Source organism: Glaciimonas sp. CA11.2 (assembly GCF_034314045.1).
Lineage (GTDB): Bacteria > Pseudomonadota > Gammaproteobacteria > Burkholderiales > Burkholderiaceae_D > Glaciimonas.
Map to the genome: position 1 here is coordinate 5,003,325 of NZ_JAVIWL010000001.1, position 24,348 is coordinate 5,027,672.

Below are 24,348 nucleotides of genomic sequence, written 5' to 3' on the forward strand. Positions count from 1 at the left end.
GTCGACGCCGAATGTCATTTGATATTTTAATCAACTGCCTGCTTTCGACCCGAAGCGGTCTTTCGACTTGCCGGAAACGAGTAACTCAATATTTACGTAAAAAAACTACCTTCGTTTGTGTGAAGTTGAGAATCTACGTGACTAATCGCTTGATAAATACCTTTAAGTAGGGCGCCGTATAAAGGCCAGAATCAGGCCAAATACGATCAACATTGCACCACTTATAAGATTGAACCATCGAAATCTTCGAGCGTTATTCGTCAACGTTCCGAGCCGTGCGCCGATACCCGCATAAATGGCAATGGCTAACAATTCAAACAATAAGAACGTCGTACCGAGTATAAAAAAGCTAGTCGCGTATGCCGAACGATCAACAAATTGCGGGAAAAATGCGGTAAAAATTAGAATTGCCTTTGGATTTCCCGCTGCGACGAGAAATTCTTGTTTCGCAAGTCGCCGTAGCTTGTCCCTTGGAAGCTCGGCGTCGAACTGAGTTTCTTTAACTGAATCTGATAGGTGAACGGGTACAGAGCGGAGCATTTTTACGCCGAGCCATACGAGGTAAGCTGCACCACCAAATTTCAATAAAGTGAAAAGTGTTTCTGATGCAATCAGAAGCGCTCCTAAACCAAAGCCGGAGATTGATATCATCCCAGCAAAGGCGAGCAATCTTCCAAATGCCGCAAGTATTGAATAGCGGACGCCATCACGAGCACCATTGGATAAGGACAGTACGTTATTTGGGCCGAATGCCATATTTAGAGCAAAGCAGGCAGGAAGAAAGAGCCAGTAATTTTGAAACGACATTTTATTCACCTCTCTTTAGCTAACTGTATTACCGTTGTTAGCCGATTGTACGCATTTGGTAACTGGCGGTTTAGACCCGAAGCGCATGTTCGGACATTCTGGAGAACGGTCATGTATCGTCGGGTGCAAAAGTGTCAACCTATTTCAGGACGGAAGCCCACAAAAAAAAGCCCGCATGACCTTTCGGTTGCGGGCTGAATCCAAACCTTTGCGGTGTTGGAGGAGACAGCTAAACTTTAACACAAAAATGGTGCGGTGCAATATGGTAAAAATACGGTAGTGCCAATTGCCTAACCATAACGCGGACTATGCGGGGCGCTGTTTCAATCTGGCGTGGGGTACAAATACCCTAAAAATGGCGATGGGCCTTTTAGAATTATGATTTATTCTAGATCGAAAAAAACAACAATGCGTATAAAAAACTGCAACAATTCATTTCCTTGTCGCAAATAATATTAAAAAATCCATTGATTCAGATTGCTTTTCACCTTTGCTGACACTACGATAAATCAAATGCGTGCGGATTCTGCAACCCAAGACGAGCGCGTGTAAGTCTGCAATCAATGATTCAGAGAACGATAGACGAATGATTGCTCTGATCGTCCTATTTCTTGATACAGCATCGCTTAGCGAGGCTTTTCACTGCACTAAAACCGCCCGCTCCCACACCCGATCTGGAGATTATTGTGACGGAACCACGCAAAGGCCAAGCGCCTGCAGTGTTAAAAAGAGATGAGTTTCACCTTGAATTTCGTCGCTCTTTTATTGATCCCACGTTTGATGTGGTGAAGTCGGAAATCGATAAAGTCGAGCAAGTGGCGTGGGAAAACTATATCAATGGCAACAAATCACCCATCACTGCAAAGGCGGGTCCCGAATTTGAGGACCCTGATTATGATCTGTCGGTGGAGTGGAAGGCGACCCGCGATGCTTTGATTGAAGCGGAGGATCGACAAAAGAATCCTGCGACGAAATCGCGGGTTTTGTTGATTTGTGGTTCTGCGCGCAATGACGGCAGTTGTCCTGGCGAGATATCCAAAAGTTTTCGGCTAGTTAAGTACGCTACCGAGACGTTGGAAGCACGCGGTATTGAGGTGGATTTGCTGGATCTGAGTCTGCTCATTTCGGACTATGACAAGCATATTTATCCTTGCAAAGCCTGTGCTTCTACAGCGATGCCGTTGTGTCATTGGCCGTGCAGTTGTTATCCCAATCATGGTCAGCGGCAGACCAATGACTGGATGGCGGATATCTACGAAAAATGGGTGTCGGCGCATGCGATCATTATTGTGACCCCGGTTTATTGGTATCAGACGCCGTCGGTGTTGAAACTAATGATAGACCGGTTGGTGTGTGCTGATGGTGGCAATCCCGATCCGACCACAACGTCGGGCAAAGATGCGAAGAAAGCCAAGGATCTGGAGTTGAAAGGATGGCCGTATCCGAAGCATCTGGCGGGCCGTGGTTATGGTCTGGTGGTGCATGGTGACGTGGCGGGGATTGAGGGCGTGCGGCGCGGATTGTCGGATTGGCTGGATTGGATGGGCCTGATTGATGCGGGTGCATCGTCGCGGCTGGACCGGTTTATCGGCTATTACGAATCGTATGCAGAAAGCCATGAGGTTTTGGACCGTGACCTGGCGGTGCAACAAGAGGTGCGTAACGTTGCCAGCGCTGTGGCGAATGCGGTGGTCAAAATAAGGGAGGGGAATTTTACGCCGCCGGATGCGGATTTGAAGCGCCCTAGGCCTAAATAGGGTTGGCTTTATTGGACGGCGTTTGCAGCTTACAAACGATTCAGCGGAATCTTGCTCTAAAAGTTTGCGCTTGATGGATATATCCGCTATCGTCTGCTGGTCTCCGAGAAAAAGGAGAACGGGTTTGATCGCTCGACAATGTACAAGGCGCACAACGGCGCAATGCCGTTTTTTTGTGCGACTTTCCTTCGCTCGTCCTTAATGGGCGGTGGTGGTGGGGATACCTTCGGGTATGCCGGTATCCTTGTACGCCGGTCGATCAACCTTATCATTTACCGCCCACCCCGTTTGATCGCGGGGCGCGGTCTAACCGTACAAGGAATCAATAATGTCTAGTACCGTCACATTTACTACCCCCCACTTACAAATCACGCCACGCCTTGCCCACCAAGCCAGCGCCCGTTTCATTCAAACGATTGCCGCTAACATTATTGGGAGGATCCAATCATGAGCGATCCGAGCATGAATGATCCGTCATCGTCTCCAAAACCAGAGTCATTGCATCAAGCGTTTTCATGGTTACCGGCCCGCCATCAATCAGATGAGCCTGCGCAGTTTTATGCCATGACAAAGGATGTCTGCGAAGGTATTCAGACCTGTGTCGATTTGGCCCATTTCAGCATCATGGACAGAGATAGTGATACGACGCCAATGCTGAATGTGGACGACACGGATGGGTTGCTGTGCTTGGCGATAACGTCGTCTCAGATGCTGGCGCACATTGCTTCTCTGCGGATTGATGGGTTGGATGTGTGTGCGCGTAAGAGGCGTCAATAATCCTGCTTTAAAGTGGCCAGTCTCACCGCACGTGCTCTGATTTTTTTAAGCATTTCGAAAAAAAAGAAATTCACAAACCGCAAGCAACATTGGCCTCAGATCAGCGGACTGGGCTGATCTCGGCTTGATGATACCAAGGTGAAGCAACTGCTCACCTTGGGTTTGGTCGGCTTGCGCCATCTATTTATCGGTGATTTCTGGCGCAATAACTAGATCAGTCCAGCGTATTGTTGATTTGGGTAATTTCGCAATATACTGATCTGTCGCGCCAAGAGCACGCGCCGGATCAGCAATTTTCTTAGCACAGCGACTGCGCAAGCATCATCGCGGCTTATTGCGGGTGATGAAAAGCCAGCCATAGATGCCGAGATTGACAATTATGACGACACAAGCCAGTAATAACTGGATGTCTCTGGATAAACCGGCGGGATAGATAATCGCCAGGAAATAATGTTCGACGAAGTCACCCGCATAGCCCGATTGACCAGCTTTGACGCGCAGGAAATTCTCGATATAGGTAAGAGGACAAATGCGCCCCGTAAGCTCTACAAAAAATCCCCATGCAACGGCTGGCAAATGCGCGACGATGAGCCAACGCCAGCGCACCACTAACGCGGCTCCGAGAAGGACGAACGCGATAAAAGTGAGATGAAATAGCAGTACTGCGTCGGCGGCTAGTCGATAGAGCATGATCTCAATGGCACGCGGTGGGCGGCCAAACCTTTTATAAATAACACTGTAAACACACATTTATCTATGACACCACGATCTGGCGTGTAATTTGCCCGCGTCGGCGAATTTATGCGAAAGACGTTTGTGTCACCTTCATAAAACGTTGAATGGGAATGCATTTGACATCTTAGCGCCATCCTTTAGTTTAGTTGCAATCTATGCAGCCACTCAGGTTGACGATGCACTATTTTTTGATCCGGTTGAGGACTTCGCTTCGTTGGCTGAGCAGAAATAGGCTAGGCTCAGGCAACATTGGGCGAGCGCACCGTATAGGTCAGATGGATAACTCAGGCAATTTAAACCTGCATCGTCAAAGTTAGCAAGATGCGTCAGATAGCTGCGCGGTACGCCCCAACAACAAGTGAGGTAAAACATGCTGGATCACATTTTTGTTTCGGTCAGCGACATGCAGCAATCAATCGCGTTCTACGAAAAACACTGATACCACTTGGCATTAGCCACGTGATTGACTACGACGGGGCCAAGGGACCTGCGGGCCATCCTGACCTGAAAGGCTTTGGCCGCGACGGCCGTGTATTCTTCTGGCTGCGGCACGGTACTGCAGATGCCCGCGCAATCCATGTCGGCTTTGTCGCCGATAGCGAACCGGTAGTGGATACGTTCTATGCTGCAGCCATCGCAGCAGGTGCTACCGATAACGGCAAACCTGGCGCTCGCCTCTACTACGACCCGCGCTACTACGCTGCTAACGTTTTCGATCCCGATGGTTACAGCCTTGAGGCGGTGTACAAGAGCTGGCAACACCCGTAGTCATGAGAGAGAATCCTCAATGACTACGAACTTGTGCGTTATGGCGTGATTAGCCCATTGAAGAGCACCGTATTGATGCTCTTGTGATGACGAGGTTACGGTTAATACACCAATGAGGCCGCAAACTCAAGTGCGCTTCTAAACTGAGGGCGGCTCTTATAAGTGAGTGCGGCGTAGAGTTTCAGTCTGTGCTTAAAAGCCTTCCGATTCGTCACCGCATTGCTACTTGAGACGATAGAAAAATAATCGCACGCCTCGTTGACGACGGCCTCCATTTCGCGGTCAACGTTTTGTCCTGAATCCGCCTGAGTGGCCAATTGCTGCACTTGAGAAACATAGAGTTTGATCAAACTTTCATCACGAGACGCTTGCATTCGCTACTCCAATAAAAAAATGTAATCGATCCTACGACTCTGTACCCACTTGTCGAGTGAGACAGCAAGTTAAGACATCTCTCAACAGAAACAGTTATCATTTTAACATTATTTATTTATATACAACGTGTTTAATATTGAAATTATCGGTCTACGGAATAATTGAGAGCTTTGAAGTGAACATTCCTCGAAACGCGAGAGCGGTCACGGATTTAGTTATTTTAGCTATGCACACAATGATGATGATCAGGAATTCTCTCTCGACGGATCACTTGGGATGGAAGCCCCACGGCTACGAATCGACAGTAATCTTCCAATAAGTTGATGCATCAGCAGCGATGCCCTGGTCGATGGTACGTTCCAATTTAGTTGGCAATCCTGTTCGCAATGATCAGCGTCCATCCAGCAGATTTCTTGGGCGCAGGATTCGGTAGTTTTGGTCTGGATCATGCGCTCACACAAAATCAGAAAAAGAAAACGGCTAACAGTAAGTCGATATTCTTTACAGCTACAACCTTTTTTGACAGGGGTTGCGCGTAAGTATCTGATTGTTATATCAATAATTTTTAGGCATCTTTATTGCTTATCTAACTCCGATAGTATTAATTTTTACTTGACCATAAAACTAAAAATGAAACTTTCCCACCTGACTTTCCTCGCCGCCGCATTATTTAGTCTTGCCGCCGTGTCAAATAACGCGATTGCGGCCGCGATAACCTCGTTAAGCGGTACCGCGGTTACTATCCCTGTCACTCAGACGTCGAGCGCAGGCCCGATTGCGGTCACGCCCAACATTACATGGTCCAGTACGACCGCGTATTCGGTATTTGGCTACAATGCCAGTTATGGATTTGGAAACAATGGAAACTGGAACGCAAATCTTTCAATGGTCGGTTCGAATTCAGCCAGTGATACGATGACATTTTCATTCCTGGCACCGGTAGCCGGTTTTGGCGGCTTCCTGAACTACGCTCCTGGTTATGGCCCAACGGCCATTTCAACGTACGATGCGATGAATACTCTCTTGGAATCTACCCTACTGACATTTACAACTAATGGCTCGACTAATTCTGGCGAATTTTTAGGCTTTCTCGATACAACAGCAGATATCAGCTCTTTTACATTACAGGGTGCATACATTGGCGGGGCGAACTTTATCGTGGTGGATGGAGACGTTCCTGAGCCGGCTTCCTTAGCACTTTTGAGCTTGGGCTTGTTAGGTTTTGGCTTGGCGCATAAGCGTAGACAATCAGTCGCTTAGATTGCGTAATCCTTCTGCGTGAAGGCTTACCAGATTGGAAGCAGAATGAAGTGTCGACGTTGCCTGGCAATGTTGCATTGCCGTTTATTGTTAAAAAATATTATTAGAAACGCTGCCTGAAGTTTCTGAAACTCCCAACCAGTAAACGCCAATTTCTTACTCGTCCCCGGGGAGCCATTGTTACGGCATCTCGCAGCGTTTTAAAGATAACAGGTCTGCAATCACAATGTGCTATCAATTAGCGCATGAAAGCAAAACACCGAAGAACGTTACAAGCGGTATTTACCAAACCAACCTTGCCGTTTATTATTTTTTCTGACATGGAAGCGCTAATCATTGCGGTCGGAGGCGAAGTGCGCGAAAGCGAAGGGTCTCGCGTTGTGTTTGAATTAAATGGCAAACGCCTATATCCCCACCGTCCACACCCCGGTAAAGAAGCCAAGCATTATCAAGTTGAAGAACTCCGTGAGTTGCTTACTTCACAAGGAATCACACCATGAACAATGCAATGATTTATAACGGTTACACCGCCCGTATAGAGTTTGATCCACGCGACAATATTTTTGTGGGCCGCGTGCTGGGCATCACCGACAGCATCAGCTTTCACGGCGAAACGGTCACAGAGCTCAATGCTAATTTTCATCAGGCGATTGCGCATTATTGTGCCGATTGCAAAGCCACTGGTCGCCCCCCGAAAAACCAGCGTCCGGTAAACTCATGCTGCGCGTGCCGCCAGAAGTGCATGCTTCTGCTAGCATTGCCGCACAAGCATCCGGCAAGAGTCTGAATCAATGGGCCAGTGAAGCATTGGCACGGGCTGCGCACGCTCTATAGCGTGAATGCCAAGTGCCCATCTAATCGGCATAAGCTACGATCTGCGCACCAACTCTTATTGGATTTAAGTACGGACGATCACACCTTGATTTAGAGACCCGTTACTAAAACACTGCCCGTAGGTCGACATCTGCTCACGACCGATGCACCTATTTTTTGTATAAACAAAAAATACCTGACCTAAAGAATTTTTGTTTATACAATAAATCGAATGAACCATGAATTCGATACAGCCAACGCCAACGCGCATGGCATCGGCCAAAAACGTACCAAGGGCTATACCATCAAAAACGTTTACCAGTCACTTCACCGAAGCACCAAAGTATACGCGCTCCACCAACGACAAAGCCTGCTTAACGCGGGCTTATAAGGTTTTGGTGCGGGTTGCTACCACCGTTTACCGGCGCTAAAATCACTCCCATTGGATCATCAATGAGGTTCGCCGACCCGCATGGTTAAAGGGTTTGGCTGTGGTCGATATGGCGTCCCAGACGATGCCCCCCCAATCCCACCTGTTTATTCGGGGGATTCTTCTCCAACAGCAACCACAACGAACGAATCAGATTCTTGATCATCAATTCGATATGTTGACGGTATAAAAAGACGATGGGATAGACCAGAAAATCCAGGTGCCGGCCTGTCCCTGCCGCTCGATCCACAAGCATGTCCGCAGCATCCCTGTAGCCTGTTGCGTAGACCGACCACTTGTCACCATACAAGCGATGGTTAAGCTGCGCGCTGTCAACCCATGAACCGCTTTTGAAAAGCTTGTCGCCGGGCACCGGGAACAAGACTCCACTGATCAGATCTGAGGGATCGTCCAATCGCGGTTCTTCATCATCGCCGGGAGTTGTCATGGCCTGACCTTATGTCTATCGAACAGACGTTCAAAGAAATCGATCACTATTTTCTTGGCCTGCGGCCCTACAATCCATGCCAAACGCGAGCACATCCTCTCCCCGCATTGACATATTGCGATGGTCTTTCCACCGCAAGCGCTGGACCCATGTTTGAAAGCCGTGAACTCTCCAAGGTAGGAAGTTCCCAAGATTTCACCTAGATCGCCGGAACGAATGGGCTTTGTCGTGGGCAGCTTCTCTTCGATGAATTCGGCCATCGCAGTCTTTCCCAACGTCTTCATTAGGTGGGCGACACGTGCGCCTGACGCGTATTGCGAGGGGATAGCTTTGCTAGCGCCTTAACGGCAGCATTTACTCTCTTCGGTTCAGCATCGAGAACCGTCATCTCGTGGCCGTTGACACTCTCCTTGGTGGATATACACCATTTTGCGAACTGCGTCATTCCCCTCCCCGATTTGTTGTAGTTTTCTTAAAATAGTATCAGATTAATCACATAGGTAACGGTTTACGCAGGTTCGCCAGGAGGAACATCTTCAGGAGACGAGGGCACATTTGCCTTTTGCTGAATGATTCGGCATCGTTCCAGCAGAACCTCAAAAGGCTCAGCGTCATCCAGGAACAAGCCGTCATCGACCATGTGCTGATAGTCGGAAGCAAGCGTAACCAGCGCACCGTCATCTGGTACAAGTTGCAGGCCGCCAGAAACTGCCGCGTGGTAGTCGATCAGTTCGCCCTGCGGGGATTTCTCGGCGAAGAACATGTTCTTATGATCGGCAACTGCTTTACCGAGCGCAGTGTCTGCGATAGCCGCATCCACGAAACCGGCCGCATCCAGCCGAGCCACGTCATGCCAATGACGAGCAAAACGTTCACCCCCACGGAAAGCACCCTGGGCACAGAAGACATGGATCGCCGTGGCCTTCTCCCAAAAGGTGCGCTCGGCGCGCATCACCTGCGGCGTGGCCATCGGGAATACGAGCATCGGCAGGTATGCAGCCGCATCGCACTGGATAAGGCGTGGTTCGCTGGGCTCGCCGGTAGAGCGGGCACCGAATTCCAGCATGACAGCCGAGGCAACGTAGCCCGTACCTGCTATCAACGGAACGTAGTCGATAAAAACCTTGTCATGTTCGGCCCGTACCGATGCGGGTAGAGACTGCCGCTCAAGGTCCTGCTTGAGCCTTGGCACAATTTCGCTAGCAACCCATTCTGCCAAGCGCGCCCGGATCTCTTTGCTCCATTTCTTTTCTTGGCTCTTGCTGGCTGGCAGCGGTGCGTCGGCGTCTCCGACTAGATCACCTGCGATTGCGCGGATATCGTAGGTCAGATCGACATCCTCCGAAAACCGGCGGATGACACCATAGGCCTTGGACAGAGATGTTCCACCCTTGAAGACCAGATGACCAGCATGGGGACCATCGAACAGGTGTCGTAGCGACCAGACGACCCAGATATCTTTTTCAAGCAGATGAGGCAGGCGGCCGGAACTGCTGGCAGCCGCGTTGAGCGCCTCCAGACGCTCAACAGTGGAGAGTTCGAAAAACTCAGCCATGCGCCAGCAAAGCGCTAACTTCTTGCGCCATCCAGGTCGGCAAGCGCGCACGCGCCGATGCGACTTCTTCGAGTTCGGACGGTTGCAGTTTGGACCGAAGCTTACGTAGTGCTTCGCCAGCCTTCTCAGGCCCCAGCCAAGCGAGCGCCCGCACTACTTCTCCAGCTGGACGGCCAGGAAAGATCAGTTGCCAGATTGGCGCGTGCCGGAATTCGACCGTTTGCGCGCCGACCTTCAGACGCCGATTGCGCCCGGATGTCAGATAGATGGCCTTCATTGGCACTTGAGTGGTGAGGCCAAGCGCATTGGCTGCAGCTGCCCCATGGGGCACGATTGTTTCCCCACGCTGACTAGCCAGTCCTTCGACCAGTTTGTTGGTGGACGGCGCATGCGTCCCGAAACGGCTCTCCACGGGCAAAACGTAAATACCTCGCCCAGCCCGCAACAAGGCACCGCGCTTCACCAGGCGAGAGAGCACTTGATCGACAGCAGCCCTGCCACCCAAATGCAGAAGCTCCTTAGCGACCAAAGGGGTGCCTTCCGGCAACCCGGCTGCGTATTCCAGTACTTGTTTGGCAATGGTTTGCATAATGAAACACCCTATTTGGTAGAATTATGCGAAAACTTCTGACACTTGTCAAGTTGGCTGACGGATGACTTGGCAGCGCCCGCCCATGTACGCCCTAGCGAGTTGTCTACAAGACTGCCTATAGTCATCATTGCTCTACGTGACCAATTCCGAACGATGAATGATCATCGCCCCGTGAGGGAACAAAAGATGGATAACCAAGATTCAGGCCAACTTGACCGCATCAACGCTCGCAGCACGTCGGCCGAACCGCCTTGCGGCGTCGACGGATACGAAGAACGCCACCAACTTGTCGTTGCCCACCCTCTCCCCTTACGGCGCACCATCCGCCGACCCGAACTGCACCAGTTGGTCCCGCTCGCTGATACGACGATCTACGATATGGAGCGCCGTGGAGAATTTCCGAGGCGCTTCAATCTGACGCCGCGTTGCGTGGTGTGGGATCTTGCGGAGGTAGAGGCTTGGCTGGCGGCGCGCCGCCAAGCCTCGGATGCAGATGCGCTGAAACGCACCCCTTCACCGGATGTACGCCAACGCAAGCGACGCCCGTCAAACAAGCGCCCGAAGCGTAGGCACCGACAGCGACGCAGGGAGCAGCGTGGCCGTATAAGCACCAGCTCCCACCCAAGCATCAACCATATTCGCCCACTCCTGCAACATGTGCCGACGCTGCTCACCGTATTCCGCTTTGTTGTAAATGGCTCGCGACGAACGTCCGTCCTCGTGCGCCAAGGACTTCTCGATCCAATCACGGTTAAAGCCAACTTCGTTGAGCAATGTCGATCCAGTTCGCCTCAGGTCGTGCACTATGAACGGTTCCAGTGGGAGGCCGGTTGTTTTCGCCCGCTCAGCCACGATCTGCGTGACCCGATTCAACGTTGCCTGGGACATGCACCGACCCGCGTCGTAACGCGACGGCAGCACGTACTTGGAGCCGCCAGCGCAAGTGTGCAGCGCCACCATGATGTCGATTGCTTGCCGGGATAGATAGACGTTGTGCGGATTGCGGCCCTTCATGCGGGACTTCGGAATGGTCCATAGAGCCCCCTCGAAATCGACCTCATCCCAAGTCGCCTGGATCAACTCGCTCTTACGCACTAGGGTGAGGAGGATCATCCGTAGCGCCAGCCGGATGGTAGGGTATGTCGCCACTGACTCCATTTGGCGGTGCATCAACCGGATTTCGGTTGGCGTGAGCGCCCGGTCCTTCGGAACAAATGTAGCAATGGATGCCGCCCCCACATCGTCCGCAGGATTGGCGACCTTCTCACCGTGCAGGATCGCAAAGACGTAGATCTGTTTGACGATGTCGCGGACATGGACGGCGGTAGCCAGCGCTCCCCGAGCCTTGACCTTCTGGCAGAGCGTTCGCAGATCGTCGGCGCTGATCTCGCCGAGCAGTCGATTTTTGAAAACCGGCGTGATGTCGCGGTCGATGATGCTCTTGCGCATTGAGCGCGTGGTCTCCGCCATCTTGGCACCCGCCAGCCATTTGACGGTAAACTCGCCGAAAGTCTTGGCCTCGGTCAGACGGCGTTTTTCGCGCTGCTTCTCCATTGCTGGGGACTTGCCGTTGCCGATTGCCCGCTTGGCATCCAGCAGCTTCTCCCGGGCCATCGCCAGCGAGATACCCGCCGGACCATAGCGGCCGATAGTCAGCGCCTCTCGACGACCATTGAGACGGTAGTCGTAGCGGAAAGTGATCGTTCCCGCCGTTGATACCGTGACGTACATACCGTCACGGTCGGCGAGCTTGTACGGAGCCGCGCCAGGCTTGAGGTTTCGGAGTGCGGTGTCGGTAAGCATCTTGGGTTTTCTCCTGTTCGAGACGGTTTTTACCGTCAAGGGTCAGAAGACCTAAAGATGCCCGAAAACCCGCATGAAACCTAGCTTTCCGGGGTGATTTTTACCGTCAAGACCGAAATAGTCATAACGGTAAAAATCTGGGTCTGAATCCGAGGTCAAAATCTTACCGTCAGCTTTACCGGCAAGTTATTTTGCTTGGGGTCGATAGCTACCGATAGCTACCGTGACGTAAATTATTATAAATCAATAACTTACGTCACTTTTTCGATAGGCACCGATAGTCCCCGAACAACCTCAAATCACTCCCACTCAATCGTTGCCGGAGGCTTGCCTGAGATGTCGTAGACGACACGATTTATGCCGCGTACTTCGTTAATAATCCGATTCGATACACGCCCCAAAAGCTCGTACGGCAAATGTGCCCAATGTGCTGTCATAAAGTCTTGGGTTTGCACGGCGCGTAAGGCAACGACATACTCGTAGGTGCGCCCGTCGCCCATGACGCCAACGGATTTGACCGGCAAAAATACGGCAAACGCCTGACTGGTTTTGTCGTACCAGGACTCACCGCTCTCGTCTTTGGTATTGCGCAATTCTTCAATGAAAATCGCGTCAGCACGGCGTAACAGATCAGCAAATTCTTTTTTGACTTCACCCAAAATGCGCACGCCTAAACCTGGGCCCGGGAACGGATGACGATAGACCATGCCATGCGGCAGACCTAATGCGACGCCGAGTTTGCGGACTTCGTCTTTGAAGAGTTCACGCAATGGTTCGAGTAATTTCAGATTCAAGGTTTCTGGTAAACCGCCAACGTTGTGATGACTCTTGATGGTGGCGCCCTTTTTGCCCTTACCAGCGCTTTCGATGACGTCTGGATAAATCGTTCCTTGCGCTAGCCATTTGGCGTTTTTTAGCTTGGCTGATTCGACCTGAAAAACTTCGACGAATTCACGACCAATGATTTTACGTTTGGCTTCAGGATCAGTTACACCCGCCAGATGCCCCATGAACTGGGCGGTAGCATCGACACGGATGACTTTGACGCCGAGATTTTCGGCGAACATTTCCATAACCATGTTGCCTTCATCGAGACGCAGCAAACCGTGATCGACAAATACGCAGGTCAACTGATCGCCGATAGCGCGATGGATCAGGGCTGCGGCGACACTACTGTCGACGCCGCCGGACAAACCGAGAATGACCTCATCCGTACCGACTTGCTTGCGGATTGACTCTACCGCTTCGGCGATGTAATCGGGCATATTCCAATCAGGCTTGCACCCACAAATATCCACAACGAAACGTTTAAGGATGGCCTCGCCCTGCTCAGTGTGCGTGACTTCAGGATGGAACTGAACGCCATAAAAGCGACGCTCTTCATCGGCAATACCAGCGATCGGGCAATTCGTGGTCGATGCCATCAACTTAAAACCTGGCGGCATCTGCTCCACTTTGTCGCCATGACTCATCCATACTTTCAGCATCCCGTGTCCGTCTGGCGTGACGAAATCAGTGATTTCATTGAGCAGCGCGGTGTGACCACGTGCCCGTACTTCGGCGTAACCGAATTCACGCACTTTGCCCATTTCGACCTTGCCGCCGAGTTGTTCGGCCATGGCTTGCATGCCATAACAAATACCAAATACCGGCACGCTCAATTCAAATACTGCTTGCGGCACGCGTGGCGTATCGCCTTCGGTCACGCTGTTCTGTCCACCGGAAAGAATCACGCCAGCTGCACCGTAATTGCGAATGAATTCGTCTGATACATCGTACGGATATACTTCGGAAAATACACCCGCATCACGCACACGACGTGCAATCAACTGGGTAACCTGAGAACCGAAATCGAGAATGAGTATTTTTGAGTGCATGATGTGCGCCTAAATAGCATAAAAAAATAAATAAGACTTACGCAAAATCGCCCCAGTGGCAGTGCGCCTTTCTGGACGCCTAGCGTGCCGTCTTGGTCAACACGCTTTGTTGGGATGGTTTTGCGTAAGTCCTGATAAAAGGTAAATTCCAATCTGGTACGATAATATGCGCATGCAATGCAGAGAGCGCTAGCTTTCATCCGACTACAAACAAAATCAAGTTAAAACCGCAACTACGTCGACCTTTATGACAACAAGTTACGTGCACTTAAGCCGAAACCACAAGCGCCACGTATGGTAAAACCACACGTGGCGCGACGTTCACAGGCCAAGCTGGGGATCGGTGGTAAAACCGTTCACCAGAATATCGGTCACTCAGTCCGATAGTTCGGCGCTTCCTTGGTGATCTGCACATCATGCACATGCGACTCACGCATGCCAGCCGATGTGATTTGCACGAATTCAGCCTTGCTTTGCAAATCTTCAATTGTCGCGCAGCCACAATAACCCATGGATGAACGGACACCGCCTATCATCTGATACAGGATGGTCAAGACGCTGCCTTTGTAAGGTACGCGTCCTTCAATCCCTTCAGGGACAAACTTATCGGCCTTGCTTGCCGAATCCTGAAAATAGCGATCAGCAGATCCATCCGACATCGCGCCCAAACTACCCATGCCACGATATGATTTGTAGCTGCGCCCCTGAAACAGAATAACTTCGCCAGGCGCTTCTTCGGTCCCGGCAAACATGCTGCCCATCATCACCGTCGAGGCACCGGCTGCGAGTGCTTTGGCAATATCGCCAGAGAAACGCACGCCACCGTCCGCAATCACAGGCACGCCGGTTCCCTTGAGAGCTGCAGCGACATTTGCAATCGCCGAAATTTGCGGTACGCCGACGCCAGCTACGATACGGGTGGTGCAAATTGAACCTGGGCCAATACCGACTTTAACGCCATCTGCACCATGCTCAACCAACGCCAATGCTGCGGCGGCAGTGGCGATATTGCCGCCAATGACATCTACACCGGGAAAATTTTGTTTGACCCATCTCACGCGATCCAAAACACCTTTTGAGTGACCGTGCGCAGTATCGACAACGATAACGTCAACGCCTGCTTTGACCAACAGGGCTATGCGCTCTTCATTATCAACACCAACACCGACCGCCGCACCCACGCGCAACTTGCCCTGATCATCTTTCGATGCCAGCGGATGAGTTGTTGATTTTTGGATGTCTTTAACGGTAATCAAGCCCCGCAACTCAAACGCGTCGTTGACGACCATCACGCGCTCAAGGCGATGCTTGTTCATCAGTCGCTTGGCTTCGCTTAGATCAGCACCGTCCTTGACGTACACCAATCGATCCCGAGGTGTCATCTTGGCGCGGACTTGCGCGTCCAGTTCTTCTTCAAAGCGCAAATCGCGGTTGGTAATGACACCAACCAGACTTTTGCCTTCGACTACTGGAAAACCGCTGATACCATGCTGTTCAGATAGCGCAATAACGTCACGAATAAGCATGGTTGGTGGAATGGTGATTGGATCACGTACCACACCGGACTCAAAACGTTTGACCTTGGCGACTTCTCGCGCTTGCTCCAGTGCCGTCAAATTTTTATGGATGATACCAATGCCACCTTCTTGGGCCATGGCGATTGCGAGGCGAGCCTCGGTAACCGTGTCCATTGCTGCTGACAATAGCGGTATGTTCAACACAATGTTACGCGTCAAACGTGTCTTGAGTGTAGTATCTTTAGGGAGTACGTCCGAATAAGCCGGAACCAACAGCACGTCATCGAATGTGAGTGCATTTTGAACAAGACGCATAGCTTTTCCTATAGGCGCAAAACCGAATTATACAGAAATCTTGACAACTCGTCGCCTATGTAACGCTTTTTAGCGTAACTATTCGCTTCTCTGTGCTCCTCTGTTTCACTCGCTGATTGACATGGCAATCAAAGCATGGCGAAATCAGACTCTGACTTGATCGCCGACTCTTGTAAGGTTTTGGATAAAAATGATCCAACTTCGTATAAAACACTTTTTTATCACTACCGCCACGTTTTGCCTGTTGGGCATTGGTAGCGCAGCTTTAGCACAATATGTGTGGCTCGATGATAAAGGTTCGAAACAATATTCGGATATGCCGCCACCTACTTCCGTACCGGCCAAACGCATACTGAAGATGCCGGGAAATTTTTCCATTCCCTCCGCCGATATCAGCCCAAATAAAGCCGAAAGGAGCGACACGCAAAATGGCACTCAAAGCATGGAAAAAGTTCCGCCTACGCTGGCGGAGCAAAACGCTGCTTTTAACAAACGTCAGAGCGATCAGGCTGAAAAAGACAAGAAAGCCGCTGATAATGCCAAAATCGCAGCAAATAAAGCCAAAAGTTGCGAAAGCGCCCGGGCTTTTCAGCGGAACCTCGACTCTGGCCAACGCATCGCTCAAGTGGACAAAAATGGACAGCGTGCTTTTTTTGACGATAGTCAACGTAACCAGGCGTCGCGTGACAACAGGCAAGTTTTGGACGAGTGCAAATAGATCTACACTTATGCCGTGAGTCTAGGAGACTTGGTTGCAACGTGATCGTATAGTTGAAAATTGTCGGCGCTGTAAGCATAACTGTAATGTATTTATGCTGAAAAACAAAAAACAATCCATTGGGGTGCCGAGCGATTTCGGGCGCCGGAACCGGCACCGACTGCCTTGCGAAGCCTTGGCTTATGGAATAAAACTCTGAAACGTGGTCGCTGGCTAGCGACGGTACTTGAAAGCAATTTTCTCCCGTTAACCCGTTTTACGATTTCTCATGGGATTTTTTGTCTGCCCGTTTCCGTCTCGATTCCTTAGGATCTGCAATCAGAGCGCGATAAATTTCAATTCTATCCAGTTCCCGTACAACGGTATCGAGCGTTTTGAGCTTGCCGAAAATACCGACGCGACAAAGGTCTAGGTCAATTTCAGGACATTCATCTAGCAACCCGCTCAAGATAATCGCATCTTGTAGCAAGGTGCCTTGCGGCACACTCAAAGTGCGGATTGGCTGACTGGTTGGCGTGCCATAGCAAACCTGAATGCGGATCAACGCTACGCTGGAATCTGCCTTCTCCGAGTTTGCAGACGCATCAATGATTTTAGTGTCAGGGGCCGTGACCTGATACGTATTAGTCGTCATATCCGCATCTCACGGATTGTCGCCGTAAACAGTTTCAGCACGTTTGCAAAACGAGTCTACAAAACTATTGGCGATCATACTGAACACTGGACCGATTAATTTGTCCAAAATTTTATTTGAAAATTCATAGTGCATATCGTACTCAATCTTGCATGCATCTGCTCGTAACGATTTAAACGTCCATGTGCCTTCCAGATGCTTGAAAGGCCCTTCCACTAGCCGCATTTGCATTGAGACCGGGGCATTATTGATATTTTCAGTAGTAAACGACTGCTTGATGCCGTGATAGTGTATGTTGAGGGTCGCGATTAATTTGTTATCGTCCCGCTCGAGCACCTTAACACCGCCGCACCATGGCAAGAATAGCGGATAATCTTCCACGCGCTCGACAAGGGCGAACATTTGTTCAGCGCTGTATCCCAATAATACCGTTTTGTGTACAACTGCCATTAGCTTCAACCATTTGATAGAATCACAACTTGAAATTTTAACCGACCTGCACCATCTTTGACTACATGAGTATTATTGACAACAAAAAAGCTTTTCATGATTACTTCATTGAAGAGCGTTTCGAAGCCGGCATGGTTCTTCATGGCTGGGAAGTAAAAGCTATCCGGGCAGGACGCGCTCAGCTAAAAGAAGCCTACGTGATTATCCGTGACGGTGAAATTCATTTGTTTGGCGCGCATATCAGCGCCTTGCTGAGCGCCTCTACGCACGTCCATCCAGAGGCAGTACGTACCCGAAAATTGCTTTTGCATGCCGAAGAGATCAAAAGACTGATCATCAAGGTAGAGCGTTCAGGTTTTACAATGATACCGCTGAATTTACATTACAAAGGCGGCCTCATTAAATGTGAAATTGGAATCGGCAAAGGTAAAAAGCAACATGACAAACGCGATACGGAAAGACAACGTGACGGCGAGCGCGAAGTGCAAAGTGCGATGAAGCAACACCGACGTTAAGAGTTTTCTTCCATAAAGAAAGTCTGTTTAGCATCGGGGCTTTAAATGTCAACAGCGCCATCAAAACGTTTTGCTGGCGCTATTTTATTTTCTTCTGCGTAGAGACTTAAAATTTTTGTATTAAAGGTTTTGCGTTAAGGCTTTCTCACGCCACCCTGGGATTTAACCACTTGCATCGCTGTGCTTATCAAGCCACTGATATCGCCCAAATTTGATGGGATGATAATAGAGTTGTTGGTTTTTGCAAGTTGGCTAAATGCTGCGACGTATTGTTCGGCTACCTTTAGATTGGCAGCGTCCGTACCACCGGGTTCTTGCAATGCTGCTGCTGTTTTACGAATAGCTTCGGCACTGGCCTGAGCGATTGAAAGAATTGCAGCAGCCTGACCTTCAGCGCGATTGATTGATGCCTGCTTTTCACCTTCTGACTTGGCGATCGATGCTTCACGCTCACCAGTGGCAATATTAATTTGCTCTTGCTTGCGTCCTTCAGAGGCAGCAATCAATGCACGCTTCTCACGCTCGGCAGTAATTTGGGCCTGCATCGCGTGCAAAATTTCTTTTGGTGGTGTCAAATCCTTGATCTCGTAACGTAAAACTTTTACGCCCCAGTTAGCGGCCGACTCATCAATCGCGTTCACGATCGTGGTGTTAATGTGATCACGCTCTTCAAACGTTTTATCGAGTTCCATCTTACCAATTACCGAGCGTAAAGTCGTTTGCGCTAATTGTGTAATCGCAGCAAGATAGTTTGATGAGCCATAAGATGCGCGCATCGGATCGGTAATCTGAAAGTAAAGAACACCGTCAACTTGCAACTGCGTGTTATCACGCGTGATACACACTTGCGGCGGAACATCGAGTGGGATTTCTTTTAGAATATGCTTGTATGCAACGCGGTCGATAAAGGGCAAAACGATGCTCAGTCCTGGTCCAAGCGTTGCGTGGTACTTCCCTAAACGCTCCACAACCCAAGCATGCTGTTGCGGCACGACTTTGACCGTTTTCATGACAAACACGATAGCGATAAAAAATATAATTAACGTTACGCCCTGGAACATAGTAAATCCTTCCTCTATTATTTATTTGAATGACCGGCCACAATTAAGCGACTGCCACGTATTTCCTGAATAAAGAATTGCCCGGAATGCGCCACTTCTCCTTGGGCCAATTCAACATCCCACAACGCACCACGGTACTTAACCCGTGCTGTATACAATCCAACATCGGCTGCATCGCCGCCAACGTTTTCTTTCATCCAATGCGCGACATTGATGGTCTGCCCGATGTCTAAATTGACATTGCGATCCTTGGCAGAGTCGATCTTTTCACGCTTACCAAATTGACTACGCCGCACCACAATTGTCCCCGCAACCGACACAATGGCAGCAATCACGAATTGCCACTCCAAATCGGCACCAAGCCAAGCCACTAGCGCACCAGCAACCATACCGATGGCGATCATCAACAAATAAAAGGTTCCGGTAAACAGTTCAGCCAACACGAGAGCGCCGCCTAATAAAAGCCATCCTATCCAAGGCATCATAAATTACTCCCTTGCAATTATTTGTTATTAGTTTAACGCACAAAAAAAAATGCGAGCATTTTGCTCGCATCTTTATGGAAAAAAACTTAATTGAAGCAGCTTTAAAACCTGCTTCGAGGTCAAATCAACCTACAGATGGCAATGTTATTGCGCTGCAGCGAGATTCTTCCATGTATCAATGACAGTATCGGGATTAAGCGAAATTGACTCGATACCTTGCTTCATCAACCACTCGGCAAAGTCTGGATGATCAGATGGACCTTGACCACAAATACCGACGTACTTCCCTTTTGCCAGACAGGTCGCGATGACCTTGCTCAACAACACTTTGATGGCAGGATCACGTTCGTCAAAGTCAGCTGCTAATAACTCCATGCCAGAATCACGATCAAGACCTAGGGTTAATTGAGTCAGATCGTTGGAACCGATGGAGAAACCGTCGAAATGCTCAAGAAACTCTTCAGCCAAAATAGCGTTAGAAGGCACTTCACACATCATGATGACGCGCAAACCGTTCTCTCCACGTACGAGGCCATTTTTACCCAGTAAGCCAATGACCTTTTCGGCTTGGCCAACTGTACGCACGAACGGCACCATGATTTCAACGTTAGTCAAGCCCATGTCTTCGCGCACACGCTTCATCGCCTGGCATTCCATTTCAAATGCTTCAGCAAAATCTTTAGACAAATAACGTGCAGCTCCACGGAATCCCAACATCGGGTTTTCTTCATCTGGCTCGTAGCGTGAACCGCCGATGAGTTTTTTGTACTCGTTCGATTTGAAGTCTGACAAACGCACGATCACGGTCTTAGGCCAGAATGCTGCGGCGATAGTCGCAATCCCTTCAGCCAACTTATCAACATAAAACGCTTTAGGTGACGCATGACCACGCGCTACCGATTCAACGGCTTTCTTCAAATCTGCGTCGATATTCGGGTACTCCAGAATCGCCCGTGGATGCACACCAATATTGTTATTGATGATGAACTCAAGACGCGCCAGGCCAACACCGCTATTTGGAATCGACTGAAAGTCAAAAGCCAACTGTGGGTTACCGACGTTCATCATGATTTTCAATGGCAGCTTCGGCAATTCACCGCGTGCCACTTCAGTCACTTCTGTTTCCAGCAGGCCGTCATAGATCTTGCCTTCATCACCTTCAGCACAAGACACCGTGACAAAAGTACCATCGACCAGAACATCGGTTGCATCGCCGCAGCCAACGACAGCCGGAACACCCAGCTCACGCGCAATAATCGCCGCATGACAGGTACGACCACCACGGTTGGTAACAATCGCAGCAGCGCGCTTCATGACCGGCTCCCAGTTAGGGTCGGTCATGTCGGCAACCAATACATCACCCGGTTGCACACGCTCCATATCCGCAGCATCGTGAATCACGCGAACTGGGCCAGCGCCGATTTTTTGTCCGATAGCACGACCGGTTGCCAACACGTTACTGCTACCTTTGAGCTTAAAACGTTGCTGTGCATCAGTTGGTTTTTCTTGCGACTTCACGGTTTCTGGACGTGCCTGCAAAATATAAATTTTGCCATCGCGACCATCTTTGCCCCATTCGATATCCATCGGACGCTCGTAGTGCTTTTCGATAATGGTGGCGTACTTTGCCAACTCAACGATTTCAGCATCATCGAGCGAGTAACGATTGCGCATTTCAATTGGTACGTCAACGGTGCGGACCGAACGGCCAGCTTTTGCTTCGCCAGTGAATTCCATCTTTATCAGCTTCGAGCCGATATTGCGACGAATAATCGGCAATTTGCCTTTTTCCAGCATTGGCTTATGGACGTAAAACTCGTCGGGATTAACCGCGCCCTGAACCACTGTTTCGCCCAAACCATAGCTCGACGTGATGAACACGACGTCTTTAAAGCCAGATTCGGTATCGAGCGTGAACATCACACCAGCTGCTCCCAAGTCCGAACGCACCATGCGCTGCACGCCCGCTGAAAGGGCAACTTCAGCATGAGTGAAACCTTTATGGACACGATATGAGATCGCACGATCGTTATACAACGACGCGAATACATGCTTCATCGCTTCGAGAATATTTTCGATACCGACCACGTTGAGGAAAGTTTCCTGCTGGCCCGCAAACGATGCATCTGGCAAATCTTCAGCTGTCGCTGAAGAACGCACGGCAAAAGACATCTCGCTGGACGAATCAGCAACCAGGCGCTGGTAAGATTCTTGAATATCTTTTTCAAGCTGCGGTTGAAATGGCGTAGCAACGATCCATTCACGAATTTCAGCACCGGCTTGCCCTAGCGCCCGTACATCTTCCACATCTAATGTTTCAAGACGATCGGCAATGCGTTGCGCCAATGACAATCCGCCGTTGGCACTGTAAGACAGAAAGTCTCGGAAAGCCTGCGCCGTAGTAGCAAAGCCACCCGGAACCCGCACTCCAGCGGTTGCAAGCTGGCTAATCATTTCACCCAGCGATGAATTTTTTCCGCCGACGGTATCAACATCCGTCATTCGCAGATTTTCAAAGGGAACAACGTAAGCCGCTCCCTGGGCAGCGCCCATCTGTATTGCATTTGACATAACAACCTCTAGTTTGATGATAAGAAATCTTTAAGTGCATGCGCGTAACCATTCTCTTTTGTTATGCTCTGGCAGGTCGCGCTAATTTATCTGTTGGTCGCCATTTTATGTCAATTCGCAACTAAAGTGAGAACTAGACTAGTAACAGAATGTGCCCATTGTGAGCAATTTGATCATCAAGGCTCTTTATGCCAAGGTCTTGTATCGTGTACTCTATCACTGCGAACAGTATTAGGATTTAGTTAGATTTCCCTCTTTTTAACCGGTTTTTTTCTCATATACACTATGTCAGACGCTCCAACGCTTCCACTGCCAGCCGCAAACCGCACTGTCTTTTTTGTTTCCGACGGCACCGGCATTACCGCCGAAACGTTCGGGCATTCGGTCCTGACACAGTTTGAACTGCGCTTTAAGCAGGTGCGGCTGCCGTTTATCGATACGCTCGATAAGGCTTACGAGGCGACGCGCAGAGTCAACGAAGCATTCGCTACAGATGGCAAATTACCAATTGTTTTTTCTACATTGGTAAAAACAGATTTGTCAAAAGTCATACAGCAAGCCAAGGCTATGCATATGGATTTGATTCAAACTTTTGTCGAGCCACTGGAAAAAGAGTTAGGAATTAAATCAACTCATACCGTCGGTCGCAGCCATAACACTGCAAATTCCGAGGAATATAAGAATCGAATCGAAGCAATTAATTTTTCGCTGGCGCATGACGATGGGCAGTCGAACAAAAATCTGGCCGATGCTGACGTTATTCTGGTTGGTGTGTCACGCTCAGGCAAAACACCAACTAGCTTGTATCTGGCGATGCAATATGGCATTAAGGCGGCAAATTATCCGTTGATTCCCGAGGATTTCGTCCGCGAAAAATTGCCAAGTGGCCTAATGCCATTTAAACAAAAAATCTTCGGTCTGACTATTTTGCCGGAGCGACTGTCCGAAATACGTAATGAACGACTTCCAGGTAGTAAGTATGCCGCGCTTGCTAACTGCCGCTATGAAATCAATGAGGCGCAAGCCATGATGCAACGTGAGGGAATAAGGTGGATGTCATCAACCACCAAGTCAATTGAGGAGATCGCCGCGACCATCCTGCAGGAGATGAAAACAGAAAATGATGGATAGTATGAGTCGATCAGCCAACCAATCTGCTTACCGGTATTATCCCGCTATAACGAGGTAATGCTTTATTCGAATCAACGTAGCTTGATGACATGGCTGGCAACCATTAATTAGGCTGTGATTGGCGCACTTGCTCAAAAAAACAAATAGCGGCAGCGGCGGCGACATTGAGTGACTCCATTTGTCCCAAATGGGGAATAACAACCCGCTCGCTGGCTTCTGCCAATAAATCCTCAGCAACGCCCTGCCCTTCATGACCGAACAGCCATGCCACAGGCGTTTTCAGGTCTGCCTGAAACAGACTCTTTTGGGCATAGGAACTGGTTGCCAAAACCGGTATTTGTGCATGCGTGACAATCGCTAACAAATCGACATTCTCAAAAATCTCAAGCAAAAAATGGGCCCCCATACCAGCACGTAGTACCTTTGGCGACCAAGCATAGACAGTGCCAGACGAACAATAAACCTGTTTGATGCCAGCGGCGGCGGCGCTACGCAAAATAGAACCGAGATTACCAGGGTCTTGCAGATTATCGAGCAACACCGCAGATTGGGTGATGGCGTCCGGCACAAAAAATTGCGGTGTATCGACGACAAATAATAGCCCTACTCCATGCTCCACCTGGCTCAGAATAGTAAACTGCGCGTCAGAAAAGGCAACACACTGAACGCCTCCTGACTCACAACGAGCAATCAAAGCTGCCGCTTCCGGGTGCAACAATGCGCTTTCGCTAGCAACGCATAACGATGGGAAGCCGTAATGTTGTAGATATGACTCGGTTAAGTGGACGCCATCCAGCAAAGACTTACCCAACTTGCGCCGCGTTTGTGAGCGGGTAGCCAGCAGTTTCAATTCTTTATACAGAGAATTATAGGGGGAGGTAATCAGTTTCATATTGGCGAAAGGTGAGGATTGCAGCTAACTTGTGGCACATCGGACATTTTAAGACGATTAAG

25 protein-coding genes and 1 pseudogene are annotated in these 24,348 nt (G+C 49.8%); 10 read left to right on the forward strand and 16 right to left on the reverse strand.

The features are described from left to right. Positions 1 to 162: 162 nt before the first annotated feature. Complete coding sequence (locus tag RGU75_RS21605; RefSeq protein ID WP_322239525.1) at positions 163 to 807, reverse strand: LysE family translocator; 645 nt, start codon at positions 805 to 807, stop codon at positions 163 to 165. Positions 808 to 1,493: 686 nt separating this feature from the next. Between RGU75_RS21605 and RGU75_RS21610 the strand changes: the two genes are divergently transcribed. Together RGU75_RS21610 and RGU75_RS21615 are read left to right on the forward strand one after the other, a co-directional pair. Next, positions 1,494 to 2,564: a flavodoxin family protein gene (locus tag RGU75_RS21610; protein WP_322239527.1), complete on the forward strand. Its 1,071-nt coding sequence runs from the start codon at positions 1,494 to 1,496 to the stop codon at positions 2,562 to 2,564. 447 nt (positions 2,565 to 3,011) lie between these two features. After that, on the forward strand, positions 3,012 to 3,341 hold the full coding sequence (locus tag RGU75_RS21615; protein ID WP_322239529.1) for a hypothetical protein: 330 nt from the start codon (positions 3,012 to 3,014) through the stop codon (positions 3,339 to 3,341). A gap of 321 nt (positions 3,342 to 3,662) precedes the next feature. On the opposite strand, the gene RGU75_RS21620 is transcribed toward RGU75_RS21615, so the two are convergent. Then, positions 3,663 to 4,031, reverse strand: coding sequence for a DUF2784 domain-containing protein (locus tag RGU75_RS21620; protein ID WP_322239531.1), 369 nt, complete (start codon positions 4,029 to 4,031; stop codon positions 3,663 to 3,665). A 415-nt stretch (positions 4,032 to 4,446) separates the two neighbouring features. Between RGU75_RS21620 and RGU75_RS24015 the strand changes: the two genes are divergently transcribed. Further along, positions 4,447 to 4,515 carry a VOC family protein gene (locus RGU75_RS24015; protein WP_323506680.1) on the forward strand — a complete coding sequence of 23 codons (69 nt, stop codon included), beginning with the start codon at positions 4,447 to 4,449 and terminating at the stop codon, positions 4,513 to 4,515. 430 nt (positions 4,516 to 4,945) lie between these two features. Here RGU75_RS24015 and RGU75_RS21630 read toward each other — a convergent pair whose 3' ends face one another. Further along, positions 4,946 to 5,218, reverse strand: coding sequence for a hypothetical protein (locus tag RGU75_RS21630; protein ID WP_322239534.1), 273 nt, complete (start codon positions 5,216 to 5,218; stop codon positions 4,946 to 4,948). A gap of 631 nt (positions 5,219 to 5,849) precedes the next feature. On the opposite strand from RGU75_RS21630, the gene RGU75_RS21635 reads away from it, so the two are divergent. From RGU75_RS21635 to RGU75_RS21645, 3 genes are all read left to right on the forward strand, one after another. Next, on the forward strand, positions 5,850 to 6,479 hold the full coding sequence (locus RGU75_RS21635; RefSeq protein WP_322239535.1) for a PEP-CTERM sorting domain-containing protein: 630 nt from the start codon (positions 5,850 to 5,852) through the stop codon (positions 6,477 to 6,479). Between the two features lie 245 nt (positions 6,480 to 6,724). Beyond that, positions 6,725 to 6,979, forward strand: coding sequence for a type II toxin-antitoxin system HicA family toxin (locus tag RGU75_RS21640; protein ID WP_322239538.1), 255 nt, complete (start codon positions 6,725 to 6,727; stop codon positions 6,977 to 6,979). Positions 6,980 to 7,196: 217 nt separating this feature from the next. Then, positions 7,197 to 7,313, forward strand: a complete 117-nt coding sequence (locus RGU75_RS21645; RefSeq protein WP_322239540.1) for a toxin-antitoxin system HicB family antitoxin — start codon at positions 7,197 to 7,199, stop codon at positions 7,311 to 7,313. 455 nt (positions 7,314 to 7,768) lie between these two features. Here RGU75_RS21645 and RGU75_RS21650 read toward each other — a convergent pair whose 3' ends face one another. The 4 genes from RGU75_RS21650 to RGU75_RS21665 form a co-directional block, all read right to left on the reverse strand. After that, positions 7,769 to 8,170: a hypothetical protein gene (locus RGU75_RS21650; RefSeq protein ID WP_322239542.1), complete on the reverse strand. Its 402-nt coding sequence runs from the start codon at positions 8,168 to 8,170 to the stop codon at positions 7,769 to 7,771. Positions 8,171 to 8,453: 283 nt separating this feature from the next. Further along, a complete protein-coding gene (locus tag RGU75_RS21655; protein ID WP_322239544.1) occupies positions 8,454 to 8,615 on the reverse strand; it encodes a hypothetical protein in 162 nt (53 codons plus the stop codon). Between the two features lie 63 nt (positions 8,616 to 8,678). Beyond that, the gene (locus RGU75_RS21660) at positions 8,679 to 9,725 is read right to left on the reverse strand and encodes a nucleotidyl transferase AbiEii/AbiGii toxin family protein (RefSeq protein ID WP_322239546.1); all 1,047 of its coding nucleotides are present in this window, start codon (positions 9,723 to 9,725) and stop codon (positions 8,679 to 8,681) included. Further along, entirely contained in the window at positions 9,718 to 10,314 is a 597-nt protein-coding gene (locus RGU75_RS21665; protein ID WP_322239548.1) for a DUF6088 family protein, read from the reverse strand. Before RGU75_RS21665 ends, RGU75_RS21660 begins: the two co-directional genes overlap by 8 nt. Before the next feature lie 189 nt (positions 10,315 to 10,503). Here RGU75_RS21665 and RGU75_RS21670 point away from each other — a divergent pair. After that, a pseudogene (locus RGU75_RS21670) lies at positions 10,504 to 10,863 on the forward strand (helix-turn-helix transcriptional regulator); the annotation flags it as partial. On the opposite strand, the gene RGU75_RS21675 reads toward RGU75_RS21670, so the two are convergent. The 3 genes from RGU75_RS21675 to guaB all read right to left on the reverse strand — a co-directional run bounded on the left by RGU75_RS21675 (position 10,864) and on the right by guaB (position 15,829). Continuing rightward, a complete protein-coding gene (locus tag RGU75_RS21675) occupies positions 10,864 to 12,120 on the reverse strand; it encodes a tyrosine-type recombinase/integrase (protein WP_322239550.1) in 1,257 nt (418 codons plus the stop codon). A gap of 299 nt (positions 12,121 to 12,419) precedes the next feature. Continuing rightward, positions 12,420 to 13,997 carry a glutamine-hydrolyzing GMP synthase gene (gene guaA, locus RGU75_RS21680; RefSeq protein ID WP_322239552.1) on the reverse strand — a complete coding sequence of 526 codons (1,578 nt, stop codon included), beginning with the start codon at positions 13,995 to 13,997 and terminating at the stop codon, positions 12,420 to 12,422. 371 nt (positions 13,998 to 14,368) lie between these two features. Beyond that, positions 14,369 to 15,829 (reverse strand): IMP dehydrogenase, encoded by a 1,461-nt coding sequence (gene guaB, locus RGU75_RS21685; RefSeq protein WP_322239554.1) that lies wholly within the window; start codon positions 15,827 to 15,829, stop codon positions 14,369 to 14,371. Between the two features lie 190 nt (positions 15,830 to 16,019). Between guaB and RGU75_RS21690 the strand changes: the two genes are divergently transcribed. Further along, on the forward strand, positions 16,020 to 16,547 hold the full coding sequence (locus RGU75_RS21690) for a DUF4124 domain-containing protein (protein ID WP_322239556.1): 528 nt from the start codon (positions 16,020 to 16,022) through the stop codon (positions 16,545 to 16,547). 256 nt (positions 16,548 to 16,803) lie between these two features. On the opposite strand, the gene RGU75_RS21695 is transcribed toward RGU75_RS21690, so the two are convergent. Then, complete coding sequence (locus tag RGU75_RS21695) at positions 16,804 to 17,181, reverse strand: RnfH family protein (protein WP_322239558.1); 378 nt, start codon at positions 17,179 to 17,181, stop codon at positions 16,804 to 16,806. Between the two features lie 9 nt (positions 17,182 to 17,190). Next, a complete protein-coding gene (locus RGU75_RS21700; RefSeq protein WP_322239560.1) occupies positions 17,191 to 17,631 on the reverse strand; it encodes a type II toxin-antitoxin system RatA family toxin in 441 nt (146 codons plus the stop codon). A gap of 65 nt (positions 17,632 to 17,696) precedes the next feature. Here RGU75_RS21700 and smpB point away from each other — a divergent pair, with 65 nt between their 5' ends. After that, positions 17,697 to 18,146 (forward strand): SsrA-binding protein SmpB, encoded by a 450-nt coding sequence (gene smpB / locus RGU75_RS21705; RefSeq protein WP_322239562.1) that lies wholly within the window; start codon positions 17,697 to 17,699, stop codon positions 18,144 to 18,146. A 134-nt stretch (positions 18,147 to 18,280) separates the two neighbouring features. On the opposite strand, the gene RGU75_RS21710 is transcribed toward smpB, so the two are convergent. The 3 genes from RGU75_RS21710 to ppsA all read right to left on the reverse strand — a co-directional run bounded on the left by RGU75_RS21710 (position 18,281) and on the right by ppsA (position 22,245). After that, on the reverse strand, positions 18,281 to 19,207 hold the full coding sequence (locus tag RGU75_RS21710; protein ID WP_322239564.1) for an SPFH domain-containing protein: 927 nt from the start codon (positions 19,205 to 19,207) through the stop codon (positions 18,281 to 18,283). A 17-nt stretch (positions 19,208 to 19,224) separates the two neighbouring features. Next, on the reverse strand, positions 19,225 to 19,692 hold the full coding sequence (locus RGU75_RS21715; RefSeq protein ID WP_322239566.1) for an NfeD family protein: 468 nt from the start codon (positions 19,690 to 19,692) through the stop codon (positions 19,225 to 19,227). Positions 19,693 to 19,836: 144 nt separating this feature from the next. Further along, positions 19,837 to 22,245: a phosphoenolpyruvate synthase gene (ppsA, locus tag RGU75_RS21720; protein WP_416186890.1), complete on the reverse strand. Its 2,409-nt coding sequence runs from the start codon at positions 22,243 to 22,245 to the stop codon at positions 19,837 to 19,839. A 303-nt stretch (positions 22,246 to 22,548) separates the two neighbouring features. Between ppsA and RGU75_RS21725 the strand changes: the two genes are divergently transcribed. Further along, a complete protein-coding gene (locus RGU75_RS21725) occupies positions 22,549 to 23,394 on the forward strand; it encodes a pyruvate, water dikinase regulatory protein (protein WP_322239570.1) in 846 nt (281 codons plus the stop codon). 103 nt (positions 23,395 to 23,497) lie between these two features. Here the strand turns inward: RGU75_RS21725 and RGU75_RS21730 are convergent, their stop codons facing one another. Beyond that, positions 23,498 to 24,286 (reverse strand): RNA methyltransferase, encoded by a 789-nt coding sequence (locus RGU75_RS21730; protein WP_322239572.1) that lies wholly within the window; start codon positions 24,284 to 24,286, stop codon positions 23,498 to 23,500. Positions 24,287 to 24,348: the final 62 nt, after the last annotated feature.